Raw genomic sequence first — 19,793 nt, forward strand, 5'->3', positions numbered from 1 at the left:
GAGACACATGTTCGGCAAAGTGCGGATTGGGACCGTCTGCTTCTATGTCACCGATATAGCGCGAACCGAAAAATTCTACCGTGACGTACTCGGGCTCGACGTCACCAACATGGGGGACGACGGCGCCGGGAACGACTGGCTTCAGGCCAACACCGTGGGCGGCGTTGAGCTGATCTTCTTCAAGGCGGAGTGCCGGCCGGGCAACTCGCCGATCATCGTCTTCGATCTGGCTGAAGGCGGCATCGACACCGTCGTCGCCGCGCTCGCCGAAAAGGGGGCGACGATCGTAACGCCGGTCAGTCATGCGCCAGGCGGATGGTCGGCGGAGATTTCCGACCCGGATGGGCACATGATTTCCATGTACCAGTCCGAGGAGGCTCCGCGGGCGATGGTCTCTGCGTAGAGTTCGGCCGCGAGAGGCGTTCTTCGCCTCTCGCGGCCGGTCTGTCAGGCGTAGCTTTGCAACGGACGCACGTCGAGGGTGTCCTCGACGGTGGCCACGATGGCCTGGGCCGCGGCCAGGGCGCCGGCGGCCGTGGTGAAGTACGGGGTCTTCATCATCAGCGCGGTGCGGCGGATTTCGAAGCTGTCGGCCAGCGATTGCTTGCCCTCGGTGGTGTTGAACACCAGCTGGACCTCGCCGTTCTTCATCGCGTCGACGATGTGCGGGCGGCCTTCCAGCACCTTCTTCACCTGCTCGACCTCAAGGCCCTGTTCGGCCAGGTAGTCGCCGGTGCCGGCGGTCGCGAGGATCTTGAAGCCCTGGGCGAGCAGCAGCTTCACCGGCTCGACGATCCACGGCTTGTCGCTGTCCTTGACCGAGACGAAGACGCTGCCGGTCTTGGGCAGCTTCACGCCGCCGCCGAGCTGGCTCTTGGCGAAGGCGCGGGCGAAGGCCGCGCCGTTGGTCTCGCCCGGGCGGATCCAGTCCAGGCCCATGACCTCGCCGGTGGAACGCATTTCCGGGCCCAGCACCGTGTCGACGCCGGCGAAGCGGGCGAACGGGAACACCGCCTCCTTCACCGCGATGTGGTCGTAGGGCTTTTCGGTGAGGTCGAAGCTGGCGAGCTTTTCGCCGGCCATCAGCTTGGCGGCGATCGAGGCCAGCGGCTGGCCGATGGTCTTGGCGACGAACGGCACCGTGCGGCTGGCGCGCGGGTTCACTTCCAGCACGTAGATGCGCGGATTGTCGGAGTGCGGCTCCTCGATGGCGAACTGCACGTTCATCAGGCCGCGGACTTCCAGGGCGCGGGCCATGGCCTCGGTCTGGCGCTTCAGCTCGGCGATGGTCTCCGGCTTCAGCGAGAACGGCGGCAGCGAGCAGGCGCTGTCGCCCGAGTGCACGCCGGCTTCCTCGATGTGCTCCATCACCCCGGCGACGAACACTTGGCCTGCGTCGTCGCACAGGGCGTCGACGTCCACCTCGGTGGCGCGGCTCAGGTACTGGTCGATCAGCACCGGGCTGTCGCCGGACACCTGCACGGCGGTGTTGACGTAGCGCTCAAGCTGCTCGTCGTCGCGGATGATCTCCATCGCCCGGCCGCCCAGCACGTAGGAGGGGCGGATGACGATCGGGTAGCCTACCTTGTGCGCGCCCTCGAAGGCCTCTTCGCGCGAGCGGGCGATGGCGTTGACCGGCTGGGCGATCTTCAGCTTGTGCAGCAACTGCTGGAAGCGCTCGCGGTCCTCGGCCAGGTCGATGGCGTCCGGCGAGGTGCCCAGGATCGGGATGCCGGCGTCTTCCAGCGGCTTGGCCAGCTTCAGCGGGGTCTGGCCGCCGAACTGGACGATGACGCCCAGCAGCTCGCCGCGGGCCTGCTCGACGGCGATCAGCTCCAGCACGTCTTCGGCCGTCAGCGGTTCGAAGTACAGGCGGTCTGAGGTGTCGTAGTCGGTCGAGACGGTCTCGGGGTTGCAGTTGACCATGATCGACTCCACCCCGATGTCGTCGAGGGCGAAGGCCGCGTGGCAGCAGCAGTAGTCGAACTCGATACCCTGGCCGATCCGGTTCGGACCGCCGCCGAGGATGATCGCCTTCTTGCGGTCGCTCGGCTCGCTCTCGCACTCGGGGATCTGGCCGAGCACGCCGGTCTCGTAGGTCGAGTACATGTACGGCGTGGCGGCGCGGAACTCGCCGGCGCAGCTGTCGATGCGCTTGAACACCGGGCGCACGCCATGGGCGCGGCGCTGTTCGCGGACCTCGGCCTCGGTGGTGTGGGTCAGCTTGGCCAGGCGCGCGTCGGAGAACCCCTGGGCCTTCACGGCGCGGAACTCGGCGGCGGTGGCCGGCAGGCCGCGGTCGCGGATCTGGGTCTCGACCGCGATCAGGGCCTGAAGCTGGCGCAGGAACCACGGCTCGTACGAGCAGGCGGCGTTAACCTCCTCTACGCTCAGGCCGTGGCGGAACGCCTGGGCGATGACCAGCAGGCGGTCGGGGGTCGGCTGGCCCAGCGCGCGGATCACCGCGGCGCGGCCGGTCTCGGCGTCGTGGGCGCCTTCGATCTCGACCTCGTCCAGGCCGGTGAGGCCGGTCTCAAGGCCGCGCAGGGCCTTCTGCAGGCTCTCGGCGAAGGTGCGGCCGATGGCCATGACTTCGCCGACCGACTTCATGGCGGTGGTCAGGGTCGGTTCCGAGCCCGGATACTTCTCGAAGGCGAAGCGCGGAATCTTGGTGACGACGTAGTCGATGCTGGGCTCGAACGAGGCCGGCGTCGCGCCGGTGATGTCGTTCATAAGCTCGTCGAGCGTGTAGCCGACGGCCAGACGCGCGGCGACCTTGGCGATCGGGAAGCCGGTGGCCTTCGAGGCCAGGGCCGAGGAGCGCGACACCCGCGGGTTCATTTCGATGACGACCATGCGGCCGTCAGCCGGGTTCACCGCGAACTGGACGTTGGAGCCGCCGGTCTCGACGCCGATCTCGCGCAGCACGGCGATCGAGGCCGCCCGCATGCGCTGGTATTCCTTGTCGGTCAGGGTCAGGGCCGGGGCGACGGTGATCGAGTCGCCGGTGTGCACGCCCATCGGATCGATGTTCTCGATCGAGCAGACGATGATGCAGTTGTCCGCCTTGTCGCGGACGACCTCCATCTCGTACTCCTTCCAGCCCAACACGCTTTCCTCGATGAGGACCTCGGTGGTGGGGGACAGGTCGAGACCGCGTTCGACGATCTCTTTGAATTCCTCGACATTGTAGGCGATGCCGCCGCCGGTGCCGGCCAGGGTGAAGGACGGGCGGATGATCGCCGGCAGGCCGACGAACTCCAGGCCTTCCATGGCCTCGTCCATCGAGTGGGCGGCCTTGGACTTCGGGCTCTCGAGGCCCAGCTTGTCCATGGCGTCGCGGAACTTCTGGCGATCCTCGGCCTTGTCGATGACCTCGGCCTTGGCGCCGATCATCTCGACCCCGTACTTGGCCAGCACGCCGCGCTCCTCGAGCGCCAGGGCGGTGTTCAGCGCGGTCTGGCCGCCCATGGTCGGCAGCAGCGCGTCGGGGCGCTCCTTGGCGATGATCTTCTCGACCATCTCCGGGGTGATCGGCTCGATGTACGTGGCGTCGGCCACGTCCGGGTCGGTCATGATCGTGGCCGGGTTCGAATTGACCAGCACGATACGGTAGCCCTCAGCGCGCAGGGCTTTACAGGCCTGGACGCCGGAGTAGTCGAACTCACAGGCCTGTCCGATCACGATCGGCCCGGCGCCGATGATGAGGATCGAGGAGATGTCAGTGCGTTTCGGCATGTCCACTCGCGCGCATGGGCGGTCGCACTCTTCAAGCGCGCCCGGTCCCGGTCAATCTGCAGGTTAAGGGGGCCGTTTAGAGGGGGAGTCGCCCGCGCGCAAGCGGCGATGGCGGCAATCTCGCCGCAGGCGGCCGCTTCCGGCCCGTCACGGACGACGCATACGAAAACGGGCCGGCGTTTCCGCCGGCCCGCAGCCGTTTCGATGCAAGGGCCCAGGGGCCGTTTGCGGAACCGCTTAGACTTGCAGGTTGCCGGCGGCCATCTTGCCGCTGCGACGGTCCTGCTCGAGTTCGTAGGTGATCTTTTGGCCTTCGTTCAGGCTGCGGAGTCCGGCGCGTTCAACGGCCGAGATGTGAACGAAGATGTCCGCGCCGCCATCGTCGGGTTGGATGAAGCCATAGCCCTTGGTTCCGTTGAACCATTTAACAGTGCCGGTAGCCATAGAAGTGTCGTCCTTGGGTAAGTCGTTCCGCAACCCAAGCCTTTTGAGTCACGCATCAAATTTCGGGAGGGTCGGGGAGCAGGTTCGGTGCGCCAGGAATGTGGAGCGTCGAAAATCAGCCGAACCATACGAGTTTGACGGACTGAGCCTAGCGCGCTTCAAAGCCCCTCGCAAGGCGCTCCATGGAACGGCGCTCTGCCTCGTGAAGCGAACCCCAGCAAGCGATCCCGGCCCTTTCCTGCCGGCGCGAAGTGCGGCAGCTTCGGTGGTCTTCACGGTAGGGACCGCCGCAATCGCCACGCCTGACCCCTTGGCCGAGCTGATGCTGCAGATCGCGGCGGGCGATCGCACGGCGATGCGCCGGCTCTATGACGCCACCTCCGCGAAGCTTTTCGGCGTCTGCCTGCGTATCCTCTCCGACAAGGACGAGAGCGAAGACGTGCTGCAGGAGGTCTATCTCACCATCTGGCGACGGGCCGACCGCTACGAGGCCGAGCGGGCCAGCGTCATGGCGTGGATCTCGACCATCGCCCGCAACCGCGCCATCGACCGGCTGCGGGCGCGGGGCCCGCTCGCCTACGCCGAGCCGGTGGAGGACCTGCAGCTTGAGGACGGGGCTCCGCGGGCCGAGGCGCTGCTGGAGGCGGCCCAGGACGGCCAGGCGCTGGCCCGCTGTCTCGACGAACTGGACCCCAGGACCCGGGGTGCGATCCGCACCGCCTTCTTCGAGGGGCTGACCTATGAGGCCCTGGCCAGCCGACTGGACGCGCCGCTGGGCACGGTGAAGAGCTGGATTCGGCGCGGCCTGCTGAAGTTGAGGGGTTGTTTGGAGCGATGAGCGACCTCGGCCCCGAACTGCCGGACGACGAAGCCCTGGCGGCCGAACATGCGCTTGGCGTGCTGACCGCGCAGGAGCGTGCGGCCGCCGAGCAGCGGATGGCGCGAGACCCGGCCTTCGCGGCGCAGGTGCTGGCTTGGCGCGCGCGACTGGCGCCGCTGGCTTCGGAGACGGCGCCGGCAGCGCCGCCCGCCGGCCTGTGGCCGCGGATCGAGCGGCGGCTGGCGGTCAACGACAACGCCGCCGGCGTGCGCCGGCGGCTGCGGTTCTGGCGCGCGGCGACGCTCGGCTCGATGGCGGTCACGGCGGCCAGCCTGGCGGCGGTGGCGTTCCTGGCCGCCCGCCCGCCCGAGCTGGTCACCCAGCCGCGGCCGCCGATGGGACCGATGATGAACGCCCGGCTGATGAGCGGCGGCGGCCAGCCGATGTTCCTGGCCGCCTACGATCCGGAGCGGAAGGCGATCATGGTGGCCTCGCTGGTCCCGCCGGGGGCCGATCCCGGCCACAGCCACGAGCTGTGGCTGATCCCCGCCGACGGAAGGCCGCGCTCGCTGGGGCTCATCGACCCCGGCGCCTCCAAGGCTATGCCGATGTCCGAGCCGATGGCGGAGATGACCAAGGAGGGGGTTTCCCTGGCCGTCACGGTCGAACCGCGCGGCGGTTCGCGCCGGGACGGGCCGTCCGGGCCGATGGCGGCCGTCGGCAAGCTCACGCGGCTCTAGAACAAGATCCGATTGGATCGGATCTTGCTCAGGACTCGTCGAAATTGGGACATTTTCTTCGCCAAACCAGGAAGCCCTGCGGTGAAAAATGCTCTAGCGGCGCTGGTGCGGCGCGGGCGAAGCGCCCTATGTTCGCCGTCCAGTTGAGAGGTTTCTAGTCCATGAGAATGAGTCTGCTTGCGGCGAGCGCCGCGGCCCTGCTGCTGTCGGCCGGCGCAGCGTCGGCGGCCCCCGAACTGCACAAGGACGGCATGACGGTGAAGGAGATCCAGGCCTGGCTGCTGGAGAGCGGCTACAAGGCCGAGCTGAAGAAGGACGACGGCGAAGGCTACGTCTCCAGCTCCGCGGAGGGCGTCAGCTTCGAGGTCTATCCCAACGACTGCGACGCCGGCCGCTGCGCCTCGATGCAGATGGTTGCGGCCTTCAACGTGAAGACCAAGCTGAACGCCGAGAAGGCGAACGAGTGGAACTCGGCCAAGCGCTATGTCGACTGCTACATCGACGACGAGGGCGATCCCTGGTTCACCTACGACATCAATGTCAGCCCGGGCGGCACGCGCGCGTCGCTCGACGACGACTTCAGCGTCTGGCTGAGCTTCCTGCCCGACATCAAGGAACACATCGGGTGGTAGAACGAGAAAGGCCGGCGCCTGAGCGCCGGCCTTTCGTCTATTTCGGCGGCGTTTCGCCGGGGCCTATTTCTTCGCGGCGTCCATGTAGCCGGCGAAGCGCTCGAACAGGTAGAGCGAGTCCGTCGGGCCGGGGGACGCTTCCGGGTGGTGCTGGACGCTGAACACCGGGCGGTCCTTCAGGGCGATGCCGGCGTTGGTGCCGTCGAACAGCGAGACGTGGGTCTCGACCACCGGCTCGGGCAGGCTGTCGCGGTCCACGGTGAAGCCGTGGTTCATCGAGACGATCTCGACCTTGCCGGTCGTCACGTCCTTCACCGGGTGGTTCGCGCCGTGGTGGCCCTGTTCCATCTTGACGGTCTTGGCGCCCAGGGCGCGGGCCATCATCTGGTGGCCCAGGCAGATGCCGAACACCGGCACGCCGCTCTCGACCAGCTTCTTGATCTCCGGAACGGCGTATTCGCCGGTCGCGGCCGGGTCGCCTGGACCGTTCGACAGCAGCACGCCGTCCGGCTTACGGGCCAGGACCTCCTCGGCGGTGGTCTTGGCCGGCACGACGGTGACCCGGGCGCCGATCGAGGTCAGGGCGCGCAGGATGTTGCGCTTCACGCCGTAGTCCAGGACCACGACCTCGTACTTGGCCTCCGGCACGGGCTTGGCGTAGCCCACGGGCCAGTTCCACAGGCCCTCGTCATAGACGAACGGCTGCAGGCAGGAGGCGTCCTTGGCCAGGTCCGCACCTTCGAGGCCGGCCCAGGCCTTGGCCTTTTCGACCAGGGCGGGAATGTCGAACTTGCCGTCCGGATCATGGGCGATGACGCCGTGCGGCATGCCGTTCTCGCGGATCGAGCGGGTCAGGGCGCGGGTGTCGACGCCGGCCAAGCCGATGACGCCGCGGCGCTTCATCCAGGTGTCGAGGTCGCCGTCGGCGCGCCAGTTGGCTGGCGCGGTGGGCACGTCGCGGAAGATCGCGCCGCGCGCCGCGGTTTCGGCTGAGCCGGACATCTGCTCGATGTCTTCGACGTTCACCCCGACATTGCCCATGTGCGGGAAGGTGAAGGCGACGATCTGCGACATGTAGGAGGGGTCCGTCAGGATCTCCTGATAGCCGGTCATGGCGGTGTTGAAGCAGACCTCGCCGACCGCGTCGCCGGTCGCGCCGACGCCGACGCCCTGCAATACGGTTCCATTGGCGAGAACCAGAACGCCCGTGACACCCGGGAGCAGTTCAACAGTCATCTGGCGTCTCCATTAGAGGGGGCATGCTCGCAAAAAGACGGGCCAGGGAGAACCCCGCCCGTTCTTCAACTGTCCGCATGTTTCGGCAAACGGCCGCGTACCTACTGACTCGCGCCGGGCGGGTCAATGCGGCGCGCCGGCCTTCCGTCGGGTTTCGCCTCGAGGTCAGCCGGTCAGCACGCCGGAGATCGCCTCGAACAGGGCGTCGGCGCGCACCGGCTTGCCGATGTGCCGGTCGGCGCCGGCTTCGGTCGAGGACCTCAGATCATCCGGCGAGGTGTTGGCGCTGATCACGATGATCGGCGCGCGGGGCAGGCCGTGGCCCTCGGCCTTGCGGATCGCGCGGATCGCGGTCAGGCCGTCCATCACCGGCATCCGCAGGTCCATCAGCACCAGGTCGAAGCCGCCGCGCCGCCAGGCCTCGACCGCCTGCTCGCCGTTCTCGACGCTGGTCACCTCCGCGCCGGCCGCACCCAGCATCAGCTCGAGCACCTTGCGATTGGTCGGGTTGTCGTCGGCGGCCAGGATCCGCAGGGCAGGGGCCTCGCCGTCCTGGATCGGGGCCTGGGCGGCGTCGGTCTCATGCGCGGCGTCGCCGTAGTCCAGCAGGCCGCCGACAAGCCGGTCGAGCTGGCGCGCCGAGCCCCGGATGTCGGCGATCAGGCCGTGCTGCTCGGCGGTGAGCGACGTGCGTTCGAGCGCCGCGATCAGGCCCAGGACGCCGTTCAGCGGCGTGCGCAACTCGTGGCTCATGTCGGCGACGAACTCGGTCTTGGCGCGGCTGGCGACCTCGGCGCGGTGCAGCGCGTCCTCCAGCGCCGCGGCCTGGCGCTTCATCTCCGTGATGTCGACCCGCAGGCCGATCACCCCGCCGTCGGCGGTGCGCCGTTCCTCGATCATCAGCCAGCGGCCGTCGGCGAGACGCTGTTCGTGACGCTCGCCGGTGGGGTTCTTCAGCTTGGCCAGGCGCGCAGCCAGCCATTCCTCTTCGCGACCGACGGCGTCGGGATAGTCGCCGCGGGCGACGCCCGTGCGCAGGGTGTCGGCCAGGGTGACCTGCGACGAGAACAGGTCGGCTGAGCGATGGTAGATTTCGGCGTAGCGCTTGTTCCAGAGCAGGTAGCGCCCGTCAGCGTCGAGGAAGACGATGCCTTCGGGCAGCAGGTCGAGCGCCTCGCGCAGGCGCTGGCCGGCGATGACGGCCTGCGCGTTGGCGGCGGCCAGCGCCCGCCCGCCCAGCAGGCGGGCGATCCGTTCCCGAAGTCTGACCTTCGGCATCTCGCTCCCCGACGACTCGCTCCAAGACGCCCATGAAGCGCCGATCGTCCTGTCGCCATGCTCACGGAGGCGCGTGGGAGCGAGGATCGCGCGTTAAGCCCAAGCTTTGGGCGCCGGGGTTCGCTTTTCGCGCGCGAGCGTCTATTTCGGCGGCCATGAGCATTACCACGGTCGGCCTCGATGCCGATGACACCCTCTGGCACAACGAGACGATTTTCCGGCTGACCCATGACCGGTTCAGCGAGCTGTTGTCCGACGTCGCCGACAAGGCGACGCTGGAGACGCGGCTGGCCGAGGTCGAGAAGCGCAATCTGCGGCTCTATGGCTACGGGGTGAAGGGCTTCACCCTGTCGATGATCGAGACGGCCATGGAGATGACCGGCGGCGAGGCGCCCGGCCACGTGATCCGCGAGATCCTGGCGGTCGGCCGCGAGATGCTGAGCGAGCCGGTCGAGCCGTTGCCCGGGGTCGACGACACCCTGGCTGAGCTTTCCAAGCGTTACCGGCTGGTGCTGATCACCAAGGGCGACCTGCTGCACCAGGAGCAGAAGCTGGCCGCCTCGGGCCTCGGCGACCTGTTCGCGGCCGTCGAGATCGTCAGCGAGAAGGACGCCTCGACCTATAGCCGCGTCTTCGCCCGCCACGGCACCGGCGCCGAGCAGGCGGTGATGTGCGGCAACTCCATGCGCTCTGACATCCTGCCGGCGATCGAGGCCGGGGCCTACGGCGCCTATGTGCCCTATCCGCTGGTCTGGGCGCACGAGATGGCCGACGCGCCGGAGGGGCATGCGCGCTTCGCCGAACTGGCCAGCATCCGCGACCTGCCGGCCTGGATCGACGGGCTGGACTGACGATTTTTTCGTCGCCGGCGTCACAGCCGGCGACGCCGGGCCGTCCTTAGGGGCGATGGTTCGGAGAAATCACATGTCGCGCATTCTCGTCGGCGCCTTGGCGCTGCTGCTGGGCCTCAACGCCCTGGCCATGCTGTTTGCGTCCTTCTGGTGGTACAACGCCGTGCCGGGCGTCATCGCCACCGGCCCCTACAATCCCCATTTCGTCCGTGACATCGGGGCGACCTATCTGGTCGTCGCCGGCGGCTTGGCCTGGTTCGCCATGAGGCCGGTCCAGGGCTGGCCGGCGCTGGTCGCCGGCGCCGCCTTCCTGGTGCTGCACGCCGCCGTCCACGTGTTCGACGCCAGCTGTTCGGCCGATCCGATCGCCGATCTGATCCGCGACCTGCCGGGCGTGTTCGCCCCGGCGCTGATCGCCGCCGCCGTCGCCGTCTTCAACCGCCCCGCCAGGACAGGAGCCGCCTGATGCTGAAAGCCCTGCTCGCCCGCCAGATCGGCAAGATGGAACGCCGCTGGGGCTATGACGCCAGCTATCTGCGCCATGTCCTGGCCGCCAATACCGCCAGCCTGTTGCGGTTCGGGCTGGTCGGTTCGATGGTCGACGCCAAGGCCGCGCCCGCCTCGGCCATCGCGGCGGCCAAGCTGGTCGGGACCCTGGCCGAGGACTGCGGACCCTGCACCCAGATCGTCGTCGACATGGCTTCGGCCGGGGGCGTCTCGCCGCAGATCCTGCGCGCCCTGCTGGCGGGCGACGAGGCGGCGATGGGCGAGGAGGCGGCCCTGGCCTGGCGCTTCGCCCGCGCCAGCCTGGCCCGCGACATGCCCGTCGCCGACCCGCTGCGGGACGAAATCGTCCGCCGCTGGGGCGACCAGGGGCTGGTGGCGCTGGGCCTCGCCCTGACGACCGCACGCATGTACCCGACGCTCAAATACGCGCTCGGCTACGGCAAGAGCTGTTCAAAGGTGACCGTGGGCGGCCAGGCCGCTCCGGTGGCCCACGCCACGCTGGCGGCGTAGGGTCCCGTCCATGGTCGCCGACGTCGAAACCTTCGAGACCCAGCGCCAGCGCCTGACCCGGCTGGCCTATCGCATGCTGGGCTCGGTCGCCGAGGCCGAGGATGTGGTCCAGGACGCATGGCTGCGCTGGACGCGGACGGACGAGGAGGTCCGCGATCCCGCCGGCTGGCTGGTGCGGGTGACCAGCCGGCTGTGCATCGACCGTCTGCGCTCGGCCAAGGTTCAGCGGGAGGCCTATCGTGGCCCCTGGCTGCCCGAGCCGCTGATCGAGGAACTGAGCGTCGATCCGCTCGAGCGGGCCGAGGACGTTTCGGTCGCCTTCCTGTTGGCGCTTGAGCGGCTGTCGCCGCTGGAGCGGGCGGTGTTCCTGCTGCACGACGTGTTCGACGAGGACTACGCCTCGGTCGCCGAGACCCTGGGACGCAACGAAGCGGCGGTGCGTCAGCTGGCCGCTCGCGCTCGCACCCACGTCAAGGACAGCAAGCCGCGCTTCAACGTCAGCCAGGAAGACGCGGCCAAGCTCGCCGCCGCCTTCATGGCCGCGGCCGCCCAGGGCGATATGAAGGCGCTGTCGGCCGTGCTCGCCGAGGACGCGGTGCTGATCTCGGACGGCGGCGGCAAGCGCACTGCGGCGCTGCGGCCGATGAGCGGGCGCGAGGACATCATCCGCCTGCTGGAGGGCCTCGCCTGGCGTGCAGGCGGTTCGCCCCTGTGGCCGGTCAGCTTCCGCGCGGTGCGGATCAACGGCTATCCCGGCGTGATCATGGAACGCGAGGACGGCCCGATGACGGTGGCGTTCCAGCCGGGGGAGGACGGCAAGCTGGCGGCGATCTACCTGGTGCGCAATCCCGACAAGCTGGCGCGCCTGCCGACCTCCTAGTGCAAATTCTCTAGTGCGCAGCGGCGTTGCGCTTCGGCGCCAGGTGCAGGACGCCGGCGATGATCGCGCCGATCACGGAGCCGACGATCGCCGAGCCGACGGCGAAGGTCAGCCAGCCGGTGACCGGCCCGATCGCCGGAACCTGGCCGGCCCAGTGCGCCGCGCCTTCGACCCAGACCGGAATCGGCGTCAGGTGGAAGTGCTCCAGGCCGTGGACGATGATGCCGCCGCCCACCCACAGCATGGCCGCGGTGCCGATGACGGTCAGCCAACTCATGACCACCGGCATGCCCTTGACGAGGCCGCGCCCCAGGGCCCGGCCGCCGCGCGACTTGCCGCGGGCCATGTGCAGGCCGATGTCGTCCATCTTCACGATCAGGCCCACCACGCCATAGACCGCCGCGGTGATGAGGATCCCGACCAGCAGCAGCGCGCCGGCCTGGACGCCGATCGGGCGGTCGGCGACGTCGGCCAAGGCGATGGCCATGATTTCGGCCGAGAGGATGAAGTCGGTGCGGATGGCGCCGGCGACCTTCAGGTTCTCGAGATCCTTGGCGCTGAGCGCCAGTTCCTCGGGCTCGTCGGCTTCGTCGTGACCGCTGATCGCCTCGATGATCTTCTCGGTGGCCTCGAAGCAGAGATAGGCGCCGCCCAGCATCAGCAGGGGCGTCACCGCCCAGGCGGCGAAGGCGCTGAGCAGCAGCGCGCCCGGCAGCAGGAACAGCAGCTTGTTGCGCAGGGAGCCGACCGCGATGCGCATGACAATCGGCAGTTCGCGGTCCGGCGTGAAGCCCATGGCGTAGCCCGGCGTCACCGCCGTGTCGTCGACCACAACCCCGACCGCCTTGGCCCCGGCCTTGCCGGCGGCGGCGCCGACGTCGTCGATCGAGGCGGCGGCGACCTTGGCTATGCCTGCGACGTCGTCGAGCAGCGCGACAAGTCCGGAAGCCATCGGGAACCTCTGCTGATTGAAAGACTTGAGCCAGTACCATGGGTCGGTACGAGCTAACCGCGCGAGCGTAAAGGCCGCTTCGCTCCTCCGTCCCGGCGGGCTGTGGATGGGATTGGTTTCGATGCAACGGCCGAGCAAGGATCGAGATCCTGCGCCGTTTGTGGTCGGCGACAGTCGGATGATCCGGCTGGTGCGCGAGTTCGACTGGGCGGCGACGTCGCTCGGCGCGGCTTCCGGCTGGCCGCCCGAGCTCAAGACGATGGTCAACTTCATCCTGGAGTCGCAGTTTCCGGCCGCCATCGTGTGGGGCAAGGATCTGACGACGATCTACAATGACGCCTTCCTGCCGATCCTCGGCGACAAGCCTGAGGCGCTGGGGCGCTCGTTCGCCGACGTCTGGGCCGAGGTCTGGGACCAGATCGGACCCATCCTGGATCGCGCCTTCGCGGGCGAGGCTACGTTCATCAAGGACTATCCGTTGATCGTGAACCGTTCTGAGCTGCCTGAGCAGGCCTGGTTCACCTTCTGCTACAGCCCCTTGCGCCTGGCGAGCGGCGACATCTGCGGCGTGGTCGACACGGTGGTCGAGACCACCGCGACCGTCCGGGCGCATGCCGATGTGGACCTCCTGGCCCAGGAGATGAGCCACCGTCTCAAGAACACCATGGCCACTGTCCAGGCGCTGGCCGCCCAGTCGCTGAAGGAGGTGGTGGAGCGCAGCGTGGTCGAGGAGTTCCTCGATCGCATCGTCACCCTCGGCAACGCGCACGACGTGTTGTTCCGCCAGAACTGGCAGGCAGTGCCGCTGCGCCGGGTGGCAGAGGCGACGCTGGCGCCGATCGACGGGCTTGGCCAGATCCACATGAAGGGGCGCGAGGTGCAGATCGGCGTGCGCACGACCATGACCCTGTCGCTGCTGTTGCACGAACTGGCTACCAACGCCGCCAAGTACGGAGCGCTCTCGACGCCGCAGGGCCGTGTCGACCTGGAATGGGGCGTGCGGGCCGGGACCTTCCGCCTGCGCTGGCGCGAATGCGGCGGCCCGCCGGTGCGCCCGCCCGCCCATACAGGCTTCGGCTCCCGGCTAATCGACCTGGGGCTCACGCCGGACGGCTCGGTGGAGCGGCGCTACGGCGCCCAGGGCGTCGAGGTCGACATCGAAGCGCCTGTGCACGGATTGCTGGATCAGTAAGCTAGGGGCTACGCCGAAGCCTCGCGCGCTGTATCATCGCCGCCGTGCGGGTCGACGAACATTTCCTGGATGAGATCAAATCGCGCCTCCGCCCGTCGGATGTGATCGGGCGGACGGTGAAGCTGCGTAAGCAGGGCCGCGAGTATGTCGGCCTGTCGCCGTTCAACAAGGAAAAGACGCCGTCGTTCTATGTGAACGACGAGAAGGGTCAGTTCTTCGATTTCTCGTCGGGCAAGAACGGCGACCTGATCACCTTCCTCCAGGAGACCGAGCGCCTGACCTTCATGGAGGCGGTCGAGCGGCTGGCCGCCGAGGCGGGCCTGTCGATGCCGGAGGTCGACGCCCGTTCGGCCGAGCAGGAGCGCCAGCGCCAGGGCCTGTCCGACTGGATGGAGGCGGCCGCCCAATGGTTCGAGGGCGCCCTGCGCCGGCCCGAGGGCAAGGAAGCCCGCGCCTATCTGGAACGTCGCGGCCTGCCGGAGTCAGAGTGGGCCCGATTTCGCCTCGGCTTTTCGCCGCCGGGCCGGACGGCGCTGAAGGACTATCTGGTCACCAAGGGCGCGCGACCGGGGGAGCTGGTCGAGGCCGGCCTGCTGATCGCGCCGGAGGAGGGCGGGGCGCCCTATGACCGTTTCCGCGACCGGATCATCTTTCCGATCTCCGACCACCGTGGCCGGATCCTGTCGTTCGGGGGGCGGGCGATGGACCCGCAGGCCCGCGCCAAGTACCTGAACGGTCCGGAAAGCCCGCTGTTTCACAAGGGGCGTACGCTCTACGGCGTAGGCGAGGCCCGCAAGATCCTCGGCGCGGCCCCCAGCGGCGAGAACCCGTCCCTCGTCGTGGTCGAAGGCTATATGGACGCGATCGCCTGCCAGCGGGCCGGGATCGCCGCGGTGGCTCCGCTGGGCACTGCGCTCACCGAAGAGCAGATGGAGATGCTCTGGCGGCTGCACGGCGAGCCGACCCTCTCGTTCGACGGCGACCGGGCCGGGCGCCAGGCGGCCTCGCGATCCATCGACCGGGCGCTGCCGCTGCTCAAGCCCGGTAAGAGCTTCAAATTCGCGATCGTCGAAGGCGGCAAGGATCCCGACGAGGTGCTGCGCGAGCAGGGCGCGCCGGCGCTCCGCGCCCAGTTGTCGCAGACCACGGCGTTCGTCGATGCGCTGTTCACCCGCGAACACGATCTCGAACCGCTGGACACGCCCGAGCGGCGAGCCGGCTTCAAGAACCGCCTGCGCAACGCCGCCGGGCAGATCGCCGACAAGGACCTGCAGCAGGCCTATCGTGAAGCGTTGATGGAACGGTTCGACGCGACCGGCCCGAAGGCGCGCGCGGCCCCCGAGCAAGGCGCCCGGCCGCAACGTGGAAATGCAGGCGGTTCAAGAGGTTGGCGCGGCGGCGGGCGCGAATGGATCGACCCGGCGCCGACCGAGGCCGGGCGCGAGGCGGCGCGCCGGCTGGCCGTGTCGATCGACCCGGTGGCGGCCGCCCTCGCCAAGTATGCGATCGCCGATCCGGGCGTTCTGGACGAACATCTGGAGAACTCGTTCCTCGCCAAAGGCTTCGGTGTGGAAGCTCTAGCGAAGCTGACGGGCGAGACCATTGGTTTCAGATTGGAAGCTGATCATCTTGACAGCGCGACTCTCGCACGCCATCTGGCGTCTTGCGGGTTTAATGCGCTGCTGACAGACATCGACCGGGCCGCTGCGAAATCGGGCGCGCCCATCTTGAAACCGGATGTCTCCCTCGACGTCGCTAGATCCCAGTGGTCGCAAGCTTTCGCAGGCCTTTCACGGCTTGCGGCGCTCGACGAGGCTATTGCGTCCGCAAAGGGTAACCTTAGCGGTCGTTCCGATATGGAAGCTCTCGAGCGTCTGAAAGGCGAACGCGACACACTGAAACGCGCGATCAGAACGGGAACGATTTGGGCGGGAGAAGGGTCGTAAGGAAGTACGACCGTCTTATCGCTATTGGAGCATCTTCGGCCCGCGCCTTGCATGGCGCAGCCGAAATCCGGAGACCTAGATGAGCACCAACACGGCTGAAGCGGAAACCACGGAAACGACTGGCGGCGATGGTCCGCTGCTCGACCTCACCGACGCCGGCGTAAAGAAGTTCATCAAGCAGGCCAAGGCCCGCGGCTACGTCACCATGGACGAGCTGAACAAGGTCCTGCCCTCTGAGGAAGTCACCTCCGAGGCGATCGAAGACACCCTCGCCATGCTCTCGGAGATGGGCGTCAACGTCGTCGAGGCCGAAGAAGACGCCGAAGGCGGCGAGGTCGCCGTTCGCGAGGAAACCGCCGTCGTCGAGACGACCAAGGAGCCGGCCTACGACCGCACCGACGACCCGGTGCGGATGTACCTGCGCGAAATGGGCTCGGTGGAACTGCTCTCGCGCGAGGGCGAAATCGCCATCGCCAAGCGCATCGAGGCCGGCCGCGACACGATGATCCGCGGGCTGTGCGAAAGCGCCCTGACGTTCGAAGCCATCATGGTCTGGCGCGAGGAGCTCGGCTCCGGCCGCATCCTGCTGCGCGAGGTCATCGACCTCGAACAGACCTACGGCGGCGCCAACGCCGCGGCGGCCGAACTGGCCGGCGGGGCTGAAGGCGAGAGCGAAGAAGAAGAGACCACCGAAGACGGCGAGGCCGTCGCCAAGGCCGAGGGCGCCGACGACGACGACGACTTCGACGACGGCGCCGGTCCGACGATCAGCGCCATGGAAGGCGAGCTGCGCGAAGGGGTCATGGCGACCCTCGACGCCATCGCCTCGGAGTTCGACTCGTTCCGCGCGCTGCAGGAAAAGCTGGTCGGCAAGCGCCTGAAGGGCGAAGACCTCTCGGACGCCGACCGCAAGGCCTACACCAGCGCCTCGCTGGCCATCGTCCAACACCTGAAGACGCTGAAGCTGAACAACAACCGCATCGAGGCGCTGGTCGAGCAGCTCTATGCGATCAACAAGCGCCTGATGGGCCTGGAAGGCCGCCTGCTGCGTCTGGCGGACAGCTACGGCATTTCGCGCTCGGAGTTCCTCAAGGCCTATTTCGGCCAGGAGCTGTCGCCGAACTGGACCGACCAGGTGAAGCCGCTGGGCGTGCGCTGGACCAAGTTCGTCGAGAACGACGCCGGCCAGATCGGCGACATCCGCGCCGAGGTCGCCGCCCTGGCCACTGAAACCGGCGTGCCGATCGACGACTACCGCCGTATCGTTCAGACCGTCCAAAAGGGCGAGCGCGAAGCGCGTCAGGCCAAGAAGGAAATGGTCGAGGCCAACCTGCGCCTCGTGATCTCCATCGCCAAGAAGTACACCAACCGCGGCCTGCAGTTCCTGGACCTGATCCAGGAAGGCAACATCGGCCTGATGAAGGCCGTCGATAAGTTCGAGTACCGCCGCGGCTACAAGTTCTCGACCTATGCGACCTGGTGGATCCGTCAGGCGATCACCCGCTCGATCGCCGACCAGGCCCGGACCATCCGGATCCCGGTGCACATGATCGAGACGATCAACAAGATCGTCCGCACCAGTCGCCAGATGCTGCACGAGATCGGCCGCGAGCCGACCCCGGAGGAACTGGCCGAAAAGCTGGCCATGCCGCTGGAAAAGGTCCGCAAGGTCCTGAAGATCGCCAAGGAGCCGATCTCGCTCGAAACCCCGATCGGGGACGAGGAAGACAGCCACCTGGGCGACTTCATCGAGGACAAGAACGCGATCCTGCCGATCGACGCGGCGATCCAGTCGAACCTGCGCGAGACGACCACCCGCGTGCTGGCGTCGCTGACGCCGCGCGAGGAGCGCGTCCTGCGCATGCGCTTCGGGATCGGCATGAATACCGACCACACCCTCGAAGAGGTTGGTCAGCAGTTCAGCGTCACCCGCGAACGGATCCGTCAGATCGAGGCCAAGGCGCTTCGCAAGCTGAAGCACCCGTCGCGTTCGCGGAAGCTGCGCAGCTTCCTCGACAGCTAAGACTATCCGGCGCTGGCAGCGCCCTGACGCCCCCGACCGGAAGCGGTCGGGGGCGTTTTCGTGTCCGCCAATCGGCAGCGGTGACAGAACGCCGATAGGCGAGCAAGCTTGGCTCATCAGAATGAGGTGGGCGACATGCGCCGGACGATGCTCGGGTTCGCTTTGGGACTGACCCTCACCGCGGGGGCGCAGGCGCAGACGGTGGTCCCGCCGCCCAAGATGAGCCAGGTCGAAGGTGTCCAACTGTTCGAGGCTGGGGGGTTCAAGGTCGCCGGCGGCAAGGCGATCAATGTCTGCGGGACGGCCTCGCAGCCGAAGTTCGCTTTCATGGACCTGAACGGCGACGGGGCGCTGGAGGCCGCCGCCGTCGACAAGAACCCGTCCTGCTACGGCGGCGACGGACTGTGGTTCACGCTGCTCGCCAAGGGCGGCGACGGTCGTTGGCGCGCTATTGCGCGGGATAGTGGAGCCCTGGGCTTCGAAACCTCACGAACGAACGGTTGGCTGGACGTCCGCGTGACCGGCGATTGTGTGCGTATCTGGAAGCATGCCGGCGACGGCTATCGGCGTCCCGCCGCCTGTGCGCCGGCCTCGTTCGCAAAGGCCCAGACCGCCACCGGCGTCACCGCCGCCGACCGCGCCGCGGCCTTGCGGGCTGCGGGGTTCGTCTCCCAGGGCGGGCGCTGGCTGGGCGGCGAGGGCCATTGCGAAGCGGCGATCGAGCCCAGCGACATCCGCGACCTCAACGGCGACGGTCGCCAGGAGATCGTCATCACCGAGACCGGGACCTTCTGCTACGGCAATACCGGCCAGGGATTCTACGTCATGGAACGCGCCGGAAACGGCTGGCGCACGCTGTTCCAGTCCCAGGGAATTCCGGAGTTCCTGCCGACCAAGGGCGCCGGCGGCTGGCCGGACATCGTGCTGGGCGGCCCGGGCTTCTGCTTCCCGGTGGTCCGCTTCAACGGCAAGGCCTACGCCAATCACCGCCAGAAGGAAGAACAGCCCGGCGCCTGCTCGGGCCGCTAGCGCCAAGCGTAGTTGAAGCTGACCGAGATCCGTTCCTTGCGCGCGGCGTTGGCCGGAACTTCGTGGCGCAGCCAGCTTTCCCACATCAGGACCGTGCCGGGCTCGGGCTGGAGGTAGATGAAGCTGCGGGCGTCCTCAGGGGCGTCGGTTTCGCGTGGCGGCGCGGCCATCATCAGCGGCAGGCGCGGGTCTTCCAGCTTCAGCGCGCTGGCCCCCTTGGGGATCGCGACATAGACGGTGCCCGACAGCACGCTGTGCGGATGGATATGGCCCGAATGGGCGGCGCCGGGCTTGAGGATATTGACCCACAGGCTGTCCAGCTTCAGCCGGCGGCGGCCGAGGTCGAGGTGCAGCGCCTTGGCGTAGGCGGCCGCGTGCTTGTCGAGCTTGCGCTTGAGGTCCTCGAAGATGCTGGCGCGCATCGGCAGGTCGTCGAGCGAGGCGTAGGAGGTGTAGCCTCCATAGCCGTGCTCGCGGCACCACGCCTGGCCGGCGATGTCCTCGTCGGCCAGCATCCGGCAGGCGTCTTCAAGTTCGGCGTTGAAGTCGGTGAAACCGCGCTCGCCGGCGAGGCTGGCTTCATAGACCTGGGTGACGAAGAGGGTGCGCAGGCTCATGGCCCGGCGCTAATGCCCCGCGCGCCGGATGTCAAAGCTAGGCGAGGATGTCCAACAGTTCGCCGGTCATGTCCTGGGCGCTGCGGATCACCGCGGCGTTGGCGGCGAAGGCGGTCTTTGCGGTGATCTGCTCAGCGATTTCCGCCGGCAGGTCGACGGCTTCGCCTTCGACGCCCATCCGGGCCGTGCGGCTGGCCGAGGCGTCGAACCGGCGGCTGGCGGCCAGCATGCCGTACTGAGCGGTGGCGATCGGATCCATGGCGAGCCCCTTCCACCGTGGATCCTGCGCCTTGGGCGGTTAAGCCTTCGCGCAGCGACATGATGAAGAGGCCGCTCACCATGCGGCGCCTGAAACCCGCCACGCTCGGCGCGTGTTATGGTCAAGTCGAACTGGAGGT

General features: G+C 68.0%; 19 protein-coding genes. 12 read left to right on the forward strand and 7 right to left on the reverse strand.

What is annotated here, in order from left to right; translation table 11 throughout:
- The first annotated feature begins 7 nt into the window (after positions 1–7).
- Positions 8–403, forward strand: coding sequence for a VOC family protein (locus tag O4N75_RS08055; protein ID WP_269628838.1), 396 nt, complete (start codon positions 8–10; stop codon positions 401–403).
- A gap of 44 nt (positions 404–447) precedes the next feature.
- On the opposite strand, the gene carB is transcribed toward O4N75_RS08055, so the two are convergent.
- Positions 448–3,738 carry a carbamoyl-phosphate synthase large subunit gene (gene carB / locus O4N75_RS08060; protein ID WP_269628839.1) on the reverse strand — a complete coding sequence of 1,097 codons (3,291 nt, stop codon included), beginning with the start codon at positions 3,736–3,738 and terminating at the stop codon, positions 448–450.
- Between the two features lie 237 nt (positions 3,739–3,975).
- Positions 3,976–4,182: a cold-shock protein gene (locus O4N75_RS08065; RefSeq protein ID WP_183774102.1), complete on the reverse strand. Its 207-nt coding sequence runs from the start codon at positions 4,180–4,182 to the stop codon at positions 3,976–3,978.
- 265 nt (positions 4,183–4,447) lie between these two features.
- Here O4N75_RS08065 and O4N75_RS08070 point away from each other — a divergent pair, with 265 nt between their 5' ends.
- The 3 genes from O4N75_RS08070 to O4N75_RS08080 all read left to right on the forward strand — a co-directional run bounded on the left by O4N75_RS08070 (position 4,448) and on the right by O4N75_RS08080 (position 6,374).
- A complete protein-coding gene (locus tag O4N75_RS08070) occupies positions 4,448–5,020 on the forward strand; it encodes a sigma-70 family RNA polymerase sigma factor (protein ID WP_269628840.1) in 573 nt (190 codons plus the stop codon).
- Positions 5,017–5,742, forward strand: a complete 726-nt coding sequence (locus O4N75_RS08075) for an anti-sigma factor (protein ID WP_269628841.1) — start codon at positions 5,017–5,019, stop codon at positions 5,740–5,742. Before O4N75_RS08070 ends, O4N75_RS08075 begins: the two co-directional genes overlap by 4 nt.
- A gap of 161 nt (positions 5,743–5,903) precedes the next feature.
- Positions 5,904–6,374, forward strand: coding sequence for a YbjN domain-containing protein (locus tag O4N75_RS08080; RefSeq protein ID WP_269628842.1), 471 nt, complete (start codon positions 5,904–5,906; stop codon positions 6,372–6,374).
- Between the two features lie 63 nt (positions 6,375–6,437).
- Here the strand turns inward: O4N75_RS08080 and carA are convergent, their stop codons facing one another.
- Together carA and O4N75_RS08090 are read right to left on the reverse strand one after the other, a co-directional pair.
- Positions 6,438–7,610 carry a glutamine-hydrolyzing carbamoyl-phosphate synthase small subunit gene (gene carA / locus O4N75_RS08085; protein WP_269628843.1) on the reverse strand — a complete coding sequence of 391 codons (1,173 nt, stop codon included), beginning with the start codon at positions 7,608–7,610 and terminating at the stop codon, positions 6,438–6,440.
- A gap of 165 nt (positions 7,611–7,775) precedes the next feature.
- Positions 7,776–8,888, reverse strand: coding sequence for a response regulator (locus O4N75_RS08090; RefSeq protein WP_269628844.1), 1,113 nt, complete (start codon positions 8,886–8,888; stop codon positions 7,776–7,778).
- Positions 8,889–9,043: 155 nt separating this feature from the next.
- Between O4N75_RS08090 and O4N75_RS08095 the strand changes: the two genes are divergently transcribed.
- The 4 genes from O4N75_RS08095 to sigJ all read left to right on the forward strand — a co-directional run bounded on the left by O4N75_RS08095 (position 9,044) and on the right by sigJ (position 11,636).
- Positions 9,044–9,739: an HAD family hydrolase gene (locus O4N75_RS08095; protein WP_269628845.1), complete on the forward strand. Its 696-nt coding sequence runs from the start codon at positions 9,044–9,046 to the stop codon at positions 9,737–9,739.
- A 73-nt stretch (positions 9,740–9,812) separates the two neighbouring features.
- Positions 9,813–10,205 (forward strand): hypothetical protein, encoded by a 393-nt coding sequence (locus tag O4N75_RS08100; RefSeq protein ID WP_269628846.1) that lies wholly within the window; start codon positions 9,813–9,815, stop codon positions 10,203–10,205.
- Positions 10,205–10,756: a hypothetical protein gene (locus O4N75_RS08105; RefSeq protein ID WP_269628847.1), complete on the forward strand. Its 552-nt coding sequence runs from the start codon at positions 10,205–10,207 to the stop codon at positions 10,754–10,756. The genes O4N75_RS08100 and O4N75_RS08105 overlap by 1 nt, the downstream gene beginning before the upstream one ends.
- A 10-nt stretch (positions 10,757–10,766) precedes the next feature.
- Positions 10,767–11,636 (forward strand): RNA polymerase sigma factor SigJ, encoded by an 870-nt coding sequence (gene sigJ / locus O4N75_RS08110; protein WP_269628848.1) that lies wholly within the window; start codon positions 10,767–10,769, stop codon positions 11,634–11,636.
- 10 nt (positions 11,637–11,646) lie between these two features.
- Here the strand turns inward: sigJ and O4N75_RS08115 are convergent, their stop codons facing one another.
- Positions 11,647–12,588 carry a DUF808 domain-containing protein gene (locus tag O4N75_RS08115; protein WP_269628849.1) on the reverse strand — a complete coding sequence of 314 codons (942 nt, stop codon included), beginning with the start codon at positions 12,586–12,588 and terminating at the stop codon, positions 11,647–11,649.
- 121 nt (positions 12,589–12,709) lie between these two features.
- Between O4N75_RS08115 and O4N75_RS08120 the strand changes: the two genes are divergently transcribed.
- The 4 genes from O4N75_RS08120 to O4N75_RS08135 all read left to right on the forward strand — a co-directional run bounded on the left by O4N75_RS08120 (position 12,710) and on the right by O4N75_RS08135 (position 18,778).
- Positions 12,710–13,780 carry a PAS domain-containing sensor histidine kinase gene (locus tag O4N75_RS08120; protein WP_269628850.1) on the forward strand — a complete coding sequence of 357 codons (1,071 nt, stop codon included), beginning with the start codon at positions 12,710–12,712 and terminating at the stop codon, positions 13,778–13,780.
- Positions 13,781–13,824: 44 nt separating this feature from the next.
- Positions 13,825–15,726, forward strand: a complete 1,902-nt coding sequence (gene dnaG, locus O4N75_RS08125) for a DNA primase (protein ID WP_269628851.1) — start codon at positions 13,825–13,827, stop codon at positions 15,724–15,726.
- A gap of 79 nt (positions 15,727–15,805) precedes the next feature.
- Positions 15,806–17,749 carry an RNA polymerase sigma factor RpoD gene (rpoD, locus tag O4N75_RS08130; RefSeq protein ID WP_269628852.1) on the forward strand — a complete coding sequence of 648 codons (1,944 nt, stop codon included), beginning with the start codon at positions 15,806–15,808 and terminating at the stop codon, positions 17,747–17,749.
- Positions 17,750–17,857: 108 nt separating this feature from the next.
- Positions 17,858–18,778, forward strand: coding sequence for a hypothetical protein (locus O4N75_RS08135; RefSeq protein WP_269628853.1), 921 nt, complete (start codon positions 17,858–17,860; stop codon positions 18,776–18,778).
- Here the strand turns inward: O4N75_RS08135 and O4N75_RS08140 are convergent.
- Together O4N75_RS08140 and O4N75_RS08145 are read right to left on the reverse strand one after the other, a co-directional pair.
- Positions 18,775–19,395, reverse strand: a complete 621-nt coding sequence (locus O4N75_RS08140) for a TIGR02466 family protein (RefSeq protein WP_269628854.1) — start codon at positions 19,393–19,395, stop codon at positions 18,775–18,777. The two genes, O4N75_RS08135 and O4N75_RS08140, sit on opposite strands and share 4 nt — an antisense overlap.
- 37 nt (positions 19,396–19,432) lie before the next feature.
- Positions 19,433–19,654 (reverse strand): flagellar basal body rod C-terminal domain-containing protein, encoded by a 222-nt coding sequence (locus O4N75_RS08145; RefSeq protein ID WP_269628855.1) that lies wholly within the window; start codon positions 19,652–19,654, stop codon positions 19,433–19,435.
- Between the last annotated feature and the right edge of the window lie 139 nt (positions 19,655–19,793).

Source organism: Phenylobacterium sp. NIBR 498073 (assembly GCF_027286305.1).
GTDB lineage: Bacteria > Pseudomonadota > Alphaproteobacteria > Caulobacterales > Caulobacteraceae > Phenylobacterium.